The 11790-nt window shown below is 69.7% G+C and carries 11 protein-coding genes; 9 read left to right on the forward strand and 2 right to left on the reverse strand.

Annotation, left to right across the window (positions count from 1 at the left end):
• Window positions 1-116 precede the first annotated feature (116 nt).
• The 7 genes from bioB (at window position 117) to guaA (ending at window position 7384) form a co-directional block, all read left to right on the forward strand.
• Window positions 117-1112, forward strand: a complete 996-nt coding sequence (gene bioB, locus AB0H36_RS29750) for a biotin synthase BioB (RefSeq protein ID WP_360530693.1) — start codon at window positions 117-119, stop codon at window positions 1110-1112.
• Between the two features lie 208 nt (window positions 1113-1320).
• Complete coding sequence (locus AB0H36_RS29755) at window positions 1321-2634, forward strand: adenosylmethionine--8-amino-7-oxononanoate transaminase (RefSeq protein ID WP_360530696.1); 1314 nt, start codon at window positions 1321-1323, stop codon at window positions 2632-2634.
• Window positions 2634-3755 carry an 8-amino-7-oxononanoate synthase gene (locus AB0H36_RS29760; protein ID WP_360530699.1) on the forward strand — a complete coding sequence of 374 codons (1122 nt, stop codon included), beginning with the start codon at window positions 2634-2636 and terminating at the stop codon, window positions 3753-3755. The genes AB0H36_RS29755 and AB0H36_RS29760 overlap by 1 nt, the downstream gene beginning before the upstream one ends.
• On the forward strand, window positions 3752-4552 hold the full coding sequence (locus AB0H36_RS29765; protein WP_360530702.1) for a dethiobiotin synthase: 801 nt from the start codon (window positions 3752-3754) through the stop codon (window positions 4550-4552). The genes AB0H36_RS29760 and AB0H36_RS29765 overlap by 4 nt, the downstream gene beginning before the upstream one ends.
• A complete protein-coding gene (locus tag AB0H36_RS29770) occupies window positions 4549-5619 on the forward strand; it encodes a hypothetical protein (protein WP_360530705.1) in 1071 nt (356 codons plus the stop codon). The genes AB0H36_RS29765 and AB0H36_RS29770 overlap by 4 nt, the downstream gene beginning before the upstream one ends.
• A 19-nt stretch (window positions 5620-5638) precedes the next feature.
• Window positions 5639-5824 (forward strand): hypothetical protein, encoded by a 186-nt coding sequence (locus tag AB0H36_RS29775; protein ID WP_360530708.1) that lies wholly within the window; start codon window positions 5639-5641, stop codon window positions 5822-5824.
• 9 nt (window positions 5825-5833) lie between these two features.
• A complete protein-coding gene (gene guaA / locus AB0H36_RS29780; protein WP_360530711.1) occupies window positions 5834-7384 on the forward strand; it encodes a glutamine-hydrolyzing GMP synthase in 1551 nt (516 codons plus the stop codon).
• 520 nt (window positions 7385-7904) lie between these two features.
• Here the strand turns inward: guaA and AB0H36_RS29785 are convergent.
• Window positions 7905-9026: an Rv2578c family radical SAM protein gene (locus tag AB0H36_RS29785; protein ID WP_360530714.1), complete on the reverse strand. Its 1122-nt coding sequence runs from the start codon at window positions 9024-9026 to the stop codon at window positions 7905-7907.
• 103 nt (window positions 9027-9129) lie between these two features.
• Between AB0H36_RS29785 and AB0H36_RS29790 the strand changes: the two genes are divergently transcribed.
• Entirely contained in the window at window positions 9130-9963 is an 834-nt protein-coding gene (locus tag AB0H36_RS29790) for an NmrA family NAD(P)-binding protein (RefSeq protein WP_360530717.1), read from the forward strand.
• Window positions 9964-9982: 19 nt separating this feature from the next.
• On the forward strand, window positions 9983-10759 hold the full coding sequence (locus tag AB0H36_RS29795; RefSeq protein WP_360530720.1) for a TetR/AcrR family transcriptional regulator: 777 nt from the start codon (window positions 9983-9985) through the stop codon (window positions 10757-10759).
• Here AB0H36_RS29795 and AB0H36_RS29800 read toward each other — a convergent pair.
• Window positions 10754-11716 (reverse strand): endonuclease/exonuclease/phosphatase family protein, encoded by a 963-nt coding sequence (locus AB0H36_RS29800; RefSeq protein WP_360530723.1) that lies wholly within the window; start codon window positions 11714-11716, stop codon window positions 10754-10756. The two genes, AB0H36_RS29795 and AB0H36_RS29800, sit on opposite strands and share 6 nt — an antisense overlap.
• Between the last annotated feature and the right edge of the window lie 74 nt (window positions 11717-11790).

The following is an 11790-nucleotide window of genomic DNA, read 5'->3' on the forward strand; positions in this document are numbered from 1 at the left end:
GCTGCGGAGAGTTGCTGCGACGCCTCGGTCGCACGTGTTCCACGTGACGCCCCTCGCAGCCCCCCAGCGGCCGGCTGACTTACTGTGGGCCGACCGTCAGATGAGGCAGGAGAACGATGAGCGACATCCTCGAGGTGGCCCGGGAGCAGGTTCTGGAGCAGGGCGTCGGCCTTTCCCAGGAACAGCTGGTCGAGGTCCTGCAATCACCGGACGACCAGTTGGCCGACCTGCTCGCGCTCGCGCACGAGGTGCGGGTGAAGTGGTGCGGCGAGGCGGTCGAGGTCGAGGGGATCATCTCGCTCAAGACCGGCGGCTGCCCGGAGGACTGCCACTTCTGCTCCCAGTCCGGCCAGTTCACCTCGCCGGTGCGCTCGGTCTGGCTGAACATCCCCGAGCTGGTCGAGGCCGCCAAGGAGACCGCGAAGACCGGGGCGACGGAGTTCTGCATCGTGGCCGCGGTCCGCGGTCCGGACCAGCGGCTGATGTCGCAGGTAAAGGCCGGCATCGAGGCGATCAACGCCGAGGTCGACATCAACATCGCCTGCTCGCTCGGCATGCTCACCCAGGAGCAGGTCGACGAGCTCAAGGCGATGGGCGTGCACCGCTACAACCACAACCTCGAGTCGGCCCGGTCGTACTTCGGCGACGTCGTCACCACGCATTCCTTCGAGGAGCGCTGGGACACCTGCCTGATGGTCAAGGAGTCCGGCATGGAGCTGTGCTGCGGCGGCCTGGTCGGGATGGGGGAGACCCTCGAGCAGCGCGCCGAGCTGGCCGCGCAGCTGGCCGAGCTGGAGCCGCACGAGGTGCCGCTGAACTTCCTCAACCCGCGGCCGGGGACGCCGTTCGGCGACCTCGAGATCATGGACGGCAAGGACGCGCTGCGCACGATCGCCGCGTTCCGGCTCGCGATGCCCCGGACGGTGCTCCGGTACGCCGGCGGCCGCGAGCTGACCCTGGGCGACCTGGGCACCCGCGACGGCCTGCTCGGCGGTATCAACGCCGTGATCGTCGGCAACTACCTGACCACCCTCGGCCGCCCGGCGACCGCGGACCTCGACCTGCTGGCCGAGCTGAAGATGCCGGTCAAGGAACTTCAGAAGACGCTGTGACCACGCTCGTCTACTGCGGCCACTGCGGCCGCGAGCTGACCGACGGCAGGCACGAGGACTGCCGTCGGGCCCTGGCTCTGGAGCCGCCCCGCTACTGCGCCGAGTGCCGTCGCCGGATGATCGTCCAGGTCCACCCGATGGGCTGGTCGGCCCGCTGTTCAGTGCACGGAGAGCTAACAGATCGCGTGCGGACGGATCAGGACGGAAGGTGAGCGTGGTGGGCGGCGAGTGGTGGCAACGGGATGCGGAACGGCTGTGGCATCCGTACTCCTCGCTGAGCGATCCGTCCCCGGTCCGGCTGGTCCGCGGCGCCGACGGCGTCCGGCTGCGACTGGACGACGAGGCCGGCGGCACGGTCGAGGCGATCGACGCGATGGCGTCCTGGTGGTGCATGATCCACGGCTACCGCAACCCGGTGCTGGACGCCGCGGTGAAGAGCCAGGTGGACGACTTCAGCCACGTGATGTTCGGCGGGCTGACCCACGAGCCCGCGATCCGGCTGGCCGAGCGGCTGGTCGAGATCAGCCCGGACCCGCTGCAGCACGTGTTCTTCTGCGACTCGGGCTCGGTGTCGGTCGAGGTCGCGATCAAGCTCGCCCTGCAGTACCAGGTTGCCCGGGGCAACAGTGGGCGAACCCGGATGCTGACCGTCCGCGGCGGCTACCACGGCGACACGTTCGCGCCGATGAGTGTCTGCGACCCGGTGAACGGGATGCACTCGCTGTTCACCGGGGCCCTGAAGGAGCAGGTGTTCGGCCCGCGGCCGCCGGCCGGGTTCGATCGGCCGGACGACGATCCCGAGCTCCGGGCCTGGGCCGCCGCGCTGACCGCGCTCGCGGACGAGCGGGCGGGAGAGATCGCCGCGATCGTCGTCGAGCCGGTCCTGCAGGGCGCGGGTGGGATGTACCCGTACAGCCCGGCCTGCCTGCGGGTGCTGCGTGACCTCGCTGATCGTCACGGGTTCCTGCTGATCCTGGACGAGATCGCCACTGGCTTCGGCCGGACCGGGACTCTGTTCGCGTCCGAGCACGCGGGGATCGATCCCGACATCCTGTGCGTCGGCAAGGCGCTCACCGGCGGGTACCTCTCCCTGGCCGCGACCTTGTGTACGACGGACGTCGCGCACACCGTGTCCGACGGTCCAGGTGGTGCGCTGATGCACGGCCCGACCTTCATGGCGAACCCGTTGGCGTGCGCGGTCGCGCTTGCTTCGATCGACCTGCTGCTGTCGCAGGACTGGGCCGGCCGGGTTGCCGGGATTTCTGCGGGCCTGTCGGCTGGTCTGGCTCCGGCGGCGTCGCTCCCCGGGGTCAAGGACGTTCGCGTGATCGGTGCGGTCGGCGTCGTACAGCTGGATGGTCCGGTCGACATGAAGCGGATGACGGACGCCGTACTGCGGCGGGGCGTATGGGTGCGGCCGTTCCGCGATCTCGTCTACACGATGCCGCCGTACGTCTGCACCGCCGAGGAGATCGCGACGATTACCTCGGCGATCACCGGTGCTGTGGAGGAGGTCGGCTGATGCTCGAGTCGTGGCTCGCGCCCAAGGCGGCTGCTCTCGAGTCGCGGGGCCTCACCCGCCGGCTCCGCGCTCGGTCTGCTGGTGATGACCTGATCGACCTTGCGGGCAACGACTACCTCGGCCTGTCGCGCGACCCGCGTGTCGTCTCCGCCGCCGCCGAGGCTTTGCAGACTTGGGGAACCGGCGCGACAGCGTCCCGTCTCGTCACCGGTACGACGGCGCTGCACGAAGAGCTCGAGTCGGCGCTGGCCGCGTACGTCGGTCAGGAGTCTGGCTTGGCGTTCTCCTCCGGCTACCTTGCCAACCTGGGCGTCGTCACCGCCCTTGGTGGGCCTGGCACGGTGCTGGTGTCCGACGAACACGTCCACGCCTCGCTGGTGGATGCCTGCCGTCTCTCACGGTCGCGGGTCGAGGTCGTCCCGCACAACGACGTGGATGCCGTCCAGAAGGTTCTTGCCGAGCGCAACGAACCGCATGCGCTGGTGATGACCGAGTCCGTGTTCAGCGTGTTGAGCGACGAGGCGCCGCTGGCCTCGCTTGCCGCCGTTGCTCAGGCGCACGACGCCGTACTCCTGGTCGACGAAGCCCACGGTCTGGGCGTCACCGGCGGGGGGCGTGGTTCGGTTGCGGCGGCGGGGCTGGCGGGTCTCGACCACGTGATCGTCACCATGACGTTGTCCAAGTCCTTGGCCTCGCAGGGCGGCGCTGTCCTGGGACCGGCGGTGCTGCGTGAGCACCTGGTGAACCGGGCGCGGCCGTTCATCTATGACACCGGCCTCAATCCGGCCGCCTGCGCTGCTGCTCTGGCCGCGCTCCAGGTGTTGCAGGCCGAGCCGGGGCGTCCCGATGGCATTCACCGCGCGACCGCCCAGCTCGCGGCAGCCTGCAACCTTCCGCCGCCGTCCGGCGCGGTCGTCTCCGTTCCGATGCCCGGACCACGCGAGACGGTCCAGGCCGCCGACCTCTGCATGTCCGCCGGCGTGCGGGTTGGCAGCTTCCGCCCGCCGTCCGTTCCCGACGGCATCTCGCGCCTGCGCCTGACCGCCAACGCGGGTTTGACCTCGGCCGACCTGGACCGCGCCTGCACCGTCGTCGTCGACGCAATCGGCCGGTTCACATGATCACGATCATCACTGGCACCGACACCGGCGTCGGCAAAACCATCGCCACCGCCGCCCTGGCCACACGCGCCGCCCTCGCCGGCTCGGTCGCAATCGTCAAACCCGCCCAAACCGGAGTCACCCCCGAAGAACCAGGCGACCTCGACGACATCCGCCGCCTAACCACGCAGCCCACCACGGCCACCTTCCACGAAGGCGCCTCCGGCGCCGCCCAGCCCACCTCTGCCACCTTCCGCGAAGCTGCCTCCGGCGCCGCGCGCGGCCGCGCGACCGGCTTCGACGACGGCGGGCGGCTTGCCGCTCCGGGCGGCTTGATCACATTCCACGAAGGCGTTCGCCTGCGGGACCCGCTCGCGCCTACGACAGCCGCGCGCCGGGAAGGCGTCCCCCTGCCGACCGTCGAGGAGCACGCCAAGCTGATCGACGACCTGGCGGCAACACATGACACCGTGCTGGTCGAGGGCGCCGGTGGTCTCTTGGTCGGCCTCGATGCAGAGGGCCGAGGCCTTGCCGACCTCGCCGAGCATCTGACGACGCCCTTCGGGTTTGTCGTGGTCACGCGCTCCGGGTTGGGCACCCTCAACCACACCGGCCTGACCGTCGAGGCCCTGCGCCGCCGCAACCTTCCGATCGAGGGGTTGATCATCGGCTCCTGGCCCGACGAGCCTGACCTCGCCGAGCAGTGCAACCTCGAGGATCTGCCGACGACGACCGGCGTACCGGTGATCGCGCGCATCCCAGCCGGAGCCGGTGCAATGGACGGTTTTGCGAGCGCCGCCCCGGGCTGGTTCGCGTGACCGGTTGCCCTGCTCGGTACGACGAGGAGCTCGGGTACTGGGTGGTCGACGACCCAACGCTCGCCCGTGAGGTGTTGCTGGATCCGGAGACGTTCCGCCCCGACAACGCCGTACTCGCGCACACACCGCTGTCGGTGAAGGCGCTGCGGGTCCTGTCGGCGGCCGGGTTCGCACTCCCGCCGACGCTCGCGAACAACGCGGGCGCGTCTCATCGCCCGATCCGCGCAGCCGTAGCCCGCTTCTTCAGCCCCGCCCGAGTCGCAGCCGTCGAGCCCCTGACCCGCTCCCTCGTGTCGACCCGGGTCACCTCCGCCATGTCCGCGCTGGCAGCCGGTCAGCAAGTCGACCTGGTCGAATCCATCGCCGCCGAGCCCCCGGCCCTGGTACTCCTCCACATGCTCGGTCTGCGCGACGTCGACGTACCGTCGCTCAAGTCCTGGAGCCAAGACTCCCTGGAGCTCTTCTGGGGCCGGCCGGACGAGGACCGTCAATTGGAGCTCGCCCACACCGCGGCTGAGTTCTACACCTGGCTCCGCACCCGCACGACAACCGCCCGGCGAACCCCGGCCGACGACCTCTTCGCCGTACTGGTCGCCCTCGGCCTGACCGACGAGGAAGTCTGCGCCGTCACCTACTTCCTCCTGATCGCAGGCCAGGAAACCACCACCCAACTCATCTCGACCGCCTTCCAGCGGTGTCTCGGAAGGTCTTTCGCGCCCGCCGAAGCGGTGGAGGAGGTGTTGCGGGAGGCTTCCTCGGTGCCTACCTGGCGTCGGGTCACGGCGCGGGCTGCTGTGATCGGCGAGGTCAAGGTACCTGCCGCCGCGCCCGTTCTGCTCGGGCTGACCGGCCGCGGTGGGCCTGCCGACCTCGCCTTCGGAGTCGGGATTCACCGGTGTCTCGGCGCCGGCCTAGCTCGCCTCGAGGCGCGGGTGGCGCTGGAGTGTGCGGCCGACATGCTGGCCGCCGTACTGCTGGTGGAAGAGCCCCCGATGATCGACCTGCTGTCCTTCAGAGCACCGAAGCGACTTCGGGTCGTAACGCGGAGTAATACCGCCGACAACTGACGGCGATAACGTCCCGCAGGTGAGCTCCCCACCTCGCCGCCGAGTGCGCCTGTGGTTCGGCCCCCACCTCATCGCCGACTACATCGGCGACCCCGCCTCCGCCACCCGCCACGAAGCCGCCCTCCGCCGCCGCTTCCCCGACCTCCACCTCACCAACGACCCCCTCCGAACGCCGGATTACGGCCCTGCTGAGGTGCACCGATAGGCTTTGCGGGTGAGCGAGCATGAGTTGGTACTGGTCGTCGACTTCGGGGCGCAGTACGCGCAGCTGATCGCGCGCCGGGTCCGCGAGGCCAAGGTGTACTCCGAGATCGTGCCGCACTCGATGCCGGTCGAGGAGATGCTGGCCCGGAACCCGAAGGCGATCATCCTGTCCGGCGGACCGCAGTCGGTCTACGCCGAGGGTGCGCCGCGGGTCGACTCCGGGCTGTTCGACGCCGGGGTGCCTGCGTTCGGGATCTGCTACGGGTTCCAGGCGATGGCGCAGACGCTCGGCGGCGAGGTCCGCCGGACCGGGCTGCGCGAGTTCGGCCGGACCCCGGTGACGGTGGGCTCGGCGGGCACGCTGCTGGCCGGGATCCCCGAGGACCTCAACGTGTGGATGTCCCACGGTGACGCGGTCCACGCCCCGCCGGCCGGCTTCGCCGTACTGGCTGCGTCCGGGGGCGCGCCCGTCGCGGCGTTCGAGGACCTGGAGCGCCGGCTCGCCGGCGTGCAGTGGCACCCGGAGGTGCTGCACTCGCAGGCCGGGCAGGCCGTGCTCGAACACTTCCTGTACGACATCGCCGGCTGCAACGGCGACTGGACCACCACGAACGTCGTGGACGAGCAGGTCGAGCTGATCCGCCGGCAGGTCGGCGACAAGCAGGTGCTGTGCGCGCTGTCCGGCGGCGTCGACTCCGCGGTCGCGGCGGCCCTGGTGCACAAGGCGATCGGCGACCAGCTCACCTGCGTGTACGTCGACCACGGCCTGCAGCGCGCCGGTGAGTCGGACCAGATCGAGAAGGACTTCGTCGCCGCGACCGGGATCCGGCTCGAGGTGGTCGACGCGGAGGACCAGTTCCTCGGCGCGCTGGCCGGTGTGACCGACCCGGAGCAGAAGCGGAAGATCGTCGGCCGCGAGTTCATCCGGACCTTCGAGGCGACCGCCCGCAAGGTGGACGCCGAGCGGCACATCGAGTTCCTGGTCCAGGGCACGCTGTACCCGGACGTGGTCGAGTCCGGCGGCGGTGCCGGCGCCGCGAACATCAAGTCGCACCACAACGTCGGCGGGCTGCCCGACGACCTGCAGTTCAGCCTGATCGAGCCGCTGCGCACCCTGTTCAAGGACGAGGTCCGCGAGCTCGGCCTGGCCGTCGGACTGCCGGAGGCGATGGTCTACCGGCACCCGTTCCCGGGCCCGGGCCTGAGCATCCGCATCATCGGCGAGGTCACCAAGGACCGCCTCGACATCCTCCGCGCCGCCGACCTGATCGCTCGCACCGAGCTCACCGCGGCCGGCCTGGACCGCGACATCTGGCAGTTCCCCGTCGTCCTGCTGGCCGACGTCCGCTCGGTCGGAGTCCAGGGCGACGGCCGCACCTACGGCCACCCGGTCGTCCTCCGCCCGGTCACCAGCGAAGACGCCATGACCGCCGACTGGGCCCGCCTCCCGTACGACGTCCTCGAACGCATGTCCACCCGCATCACCAACGAGGTCGACGAAATCAACCGGGTCACCGTCGACATCACCAGCAAACCGCCCGGCACCATCGAGTGGGAGTAGTCCACCTGGGAGTCGTCTAGCCCACGCACCCGCCAGGCCCGCTCCCCATGTCGCGTGCTCGCCGGGCGCTCCCACCCGCACCTCTGCGTGCGGCAGCCCGTCGACCACCCACGTGGATCCGCTGACCGCACGCCCCACCGCCGCCGCTACGCGTGCTCCTTCGTCGCGCGCTGCGTGCCTGCTGAAACCGCATCCTCCGGACGGACCTGGAGTTGGCGCGGCGGTGTCCGGTGACCTGATGACGGAAGCTCGCTGTGTGCTGGGCGGCAGGTCACCGGGGGGGAATGTGGTGCGGATCAGCCGTGACGTCGACGACCTCACGAACCTCGGTTGCGGGCTCCGGGGCCGGTTCAGCGCGCCATCGGCTCCCGGCCCGGGAGACGGCGCGATCGCGGCCGCGGCGTAGGAGCGGGCGCGTGGGCTGACGGGCGGTTCACCCGGCGGTGGTTCGCCGAGTTGTGGATTTCTGTTGTGATCCGCTCGGTGAAGCACCGAAGTCGACGACTGGGCACACGTCGGGTCAGAAGAGGGTTTGTTGGGTTATGTCGGGGGTTTCGTGGGGGATGGGGGCGGGGCGGTGGGTGCCTCGGGGGTGGCGGACGGGGTTGCGGTGTGGGGGTGGGCGGAAGCGGGCTGCGGTTGGGCCGGGCGGGGTGTCGGTGGAGTTGGGGATTGGGTCGGAGCGGTGGTGGGAGGCTCGGCCGAAGCCGTGTTTGTCCAGGAGGGGGTGGATCTTGGATTGGAAGGCGGACAGGTAGCTGGGGGCGGCGTTGGGGCCGTGGGCGTAGAGGGAGGTGTAGCGGGGGACCAGGTCGGGGCGGGTTTGGGACAGCCAGGTCATGAACCATTCCTTGGCGCCTGGGCGGAGGTGCAGGACGAGTGGGGTGACGCCGGTGGCGCCGGCCTCGGCCAACATCCCCAGGAGCGAGTCCAGGTGCTCGGTCGAGTCGGTGAGCCAGGGGAGGACGGGCGCGACCATGACGCCGCAGGGGAGGTTGGCGTTGCGTACGGCGCGGATCAGGTCGAGGCGGCCGCGGACGGACGGGGCGCCGGGGTCGACGAGTTTGCGGAGGTCCTCGTCGGCCAAGGCCAGGGAGACGCCGATGCCGACGGAGACCTCGGACGCGGCCGCGGACAGCAGGTCGAGGTCGCGGCGCAGCAGCGTGCCCTTGGTCAGCACGGACAGCGACGTCCCCGAGCCGGCCAGCGCCTCGATGATCCCCGGCATCAGCCGGTAGCGGCCCTCGGCCCGCTGGTAGGGATCGGTATTGGTGCCCAGGGCAACCTGTTCGCCGCGCCAGGAGGGGCGGGCGAGCTCGCGGCGGAGGACGTCCACCACGTTCGTCTTGACCACGATCTGCTGGTCGAAGTCGGCGCCCTCGTCGAGTTCCAGGTAGCGGTGGGTCGGCCGGGCGAAGCAGTAGCGGCAGGCGTGCGTGCAGCCGCGGTACGGGTTGATCGTCCAGTTGAACGGCAGCGACGTCCCCGGCACCGAGTTCAGCGCCGAGCGCGCCAGCACCTCGTGGAAGGTGACGCCGCGGAACTCCGGCGTGGTCACCGACCGGACCAGGCCCGCGATCGACCCGAGCCCCGGCAACGTCCCCGGAGTCTCCGCGTCGACCTGCTGACCTGCCCATCTCATGCACCACAGTCGAACATATGTTCCCCGGATCTTCAAGTCGGCGTGTGCACGCCGAGGCTATTCCCGTATACCCTACGAAAATAGCCAGCAAGGGAGGACGAACATGACGATCCTGGTGACCGGCGCGACGGGCAGCGTGGGCCGGCTCCTCGTCGACGAGCTCGTGGCGGCAGACGCGCCAGTGCGAGCACTCACCAACAACCCCAAGAAGGCGGCGCTCCCGCAAACCGTCGAGGTCGCGAAGGGCTACCTGGGCAAGCCGGAGACTCTCCCGGCCGCGCTGCGTGGCGTCGACACCGTCTACCTCGCACCACTTCCGGCGTACGTCGACGACTTCGTGGCCGCCGCGCAACACGCCGGCGTACGGCGGGTCGTCGTACTGTCCGGTGAGCCTGCGGAGTATGAAGCGCAAGGGGATCCGGCGGAGTGGCACTACTACAAGGTCGAGCGTGCGATCGAGCAGGGCGGCTTCGAGTGGACGCACCTGCGGCCGGGCCAGTTCATGAACAACACCCTCGACTGGGCCGCGTCGATCAAGGCGGACAACGTCGTACGCGCGCCTTACCCGGCAGCCGTCCAGACGCCGATCGACCTCAAGGACATCGCCGCCGTCGCCAGGGTCGTGATCAACAGCGAGAGCTACACAGGCCAGAAGCTCACCATGAGCGGACCGGAAGGGCTGACCGCACCACAGCAGGTCGAGTACATCTCCCAGGCGCTCGGCCGCGAGGTGAAGTTCGAGGAGCAGTCGCCCGAGGAGTACATGGCCGTCTGGACGCCGATCGTGGGCACTGAGACCGCACAGTGGTTGCTCGACGGCTTCCGCATGATGGCTGAGCACCCGATGACTCCAGAGCCGACAGTGCAGCAGTTGACGGGCCGCCCGGCGACGACCTATCGCGAGTGGGCGGTAGCCAACGCCGAGGCCTTCCGCTGACGCATGGGACGCTGTGCACGTGACAGTGCGGCACAGCGGTGGAGGCCAGCCCGAGCGCACGCTCGCTCTGCTCTGGCGGAACCAGCGAGAGCAGGTACGGCGTACTGCCGGCCGACGCCCGTCGCTGGACGTCGACGGAGTGGTGCGGGCAGGCATCCAGTTGGCCGACGACCGTGGACTCGACGCAGCCTCGATGGGTGGCGTCGCCAAGGCCCTGGGCGTAGGCACGATGACGCTCTACACCTACGTGCCGTCCAAGGAAGAGTTGCTGGACCTCATGGTCGACCAGGTCCTGGCTGAGCGGCAGCTACCCGGCCCCGGCGAGCCCAGACCGACGGACTGGCGCGAGCAGGTGGAGGTGTACTCCGACCAGACCAGAGCGATGTACGAGCGCCACCCCTGGCTAGCACGGGTTTCCACCGTCCGCCCGCCCGTCGGCCCGGGCATGCTGGCCGGCCGTGAGTACCTGCTCTCCACCCTGCTCCCACTCGACCTCAGCCCACGCGACACGAACACGGCCTCGCTCGCCATCACGACGTACGTCGACTCCGCAGCCGGACTGCTGGCCGAGAACGATCTGGTCGAGCGCGCGACCGGCCAGAGCAACGAGGCGTGGTGGTACGACCGCAACGACCTCTGGGAGACGTACTTCGATGTCGAAAGACATCCCGCGATGACGGCCATCTGGAACGCGAACGGCTACCAGGACACCGTCCGCGAGGCCGCCACCGACGCGTACCGCTACGGCCTCGACCGCCTTCTCGACGGGATCGAGGCCCAAGCGAAAACCCTATAGATCAAGGGAGATCCACGCCGGATCGTGATCGGTCCCGTCGCGGGCGAGCTTCTTCCGCCGGCCGATGAAGGCGTCCCGCAGCCGCGGCGCCAGCGCCGGCGACAGCCAGATCTGGTCGATCAGGTCGAACGTCCGCGGCTGCCCGGACTCCTTGAACGTCGACGTCCAGGCCGGGTTCGCCGGCAGGTCGACGGTCGTCGTGACCGTGCCGACCTCGGTCGGCGTCAGCAGCGCGTTCACCAGCCCGGCCTTCTGGTACGCCGCCAGCGCCGGCGAGTCCGGAGTGTCGTTCATGTCGCCGCAGAGCAGGAACCGCTGCCGGGTGCTGGTCCGCTGCGCGATGATCCGCATGATCGTGTCCGCCTGCTGGGTCCGCAGCAGTTGCGCGGCCTCGAACGCGGCGACCGGGTCCTCGACGGTGAAGTCGACGAACTTCGACTTCAGGTGCGTCCCGAACACGGTCAGCACCTTCCGCCCGCGGGCGTCCAGGATCTCCGCCTCGACCAGGTCGCGGGAGAAGATCGGCCGGTCCGGCACGGCCGGGTGGAACGTCCGCTGGTAGCTGGTCACGCCGCCGAGCGGCCGCCGGGACAGGATGCCGATGTCGATGAACCGGGTCGAGTCGTTGCCGTCGATCACCATCACGTGCTCGTAGCCGCCGTTCAGGTGCTCGCGGTTGAACTCGCGCAGTACGTCGGCGTTCTCGACCTCCTGCACGACCCACACGTCGACGTCCGCGGCCAGCAGCCGTTCGGCGACCCGGTTCGTGTCCTCCGGCTTCTTCGCGACCAGCAGCTTGCCGCGGCTGTCCAGCTGCAACCGGCGGCGGTGCTCGTCGTCGAACGTGTACGTCGCCGGCACCGAGCTGGTGCCTTGCGCGAGCACGTCCACCGCACCGGCGAAGTTCCACCGGTCGAACAGGTTGTTGAGGTTGAAGGTCCCCACCGTCAGCGTCATGTCCCCACCCCTTCCGACTGACGAACTACTCCTGAAAGTACGCCGTTCGCCACCGCACGTCACCAACACGAAGC

Origin of the sequence: Kribbella sp. NPDC050820 (assembly GCF_040653975.1) — a bacterium.
In the GTDB taxonomy this organism is placed as follows: domain Bacteria; phylum Actinomycetota; class Actinomycetes; order Propionibacteriales; family Kribbellaceae; genus Kribbella.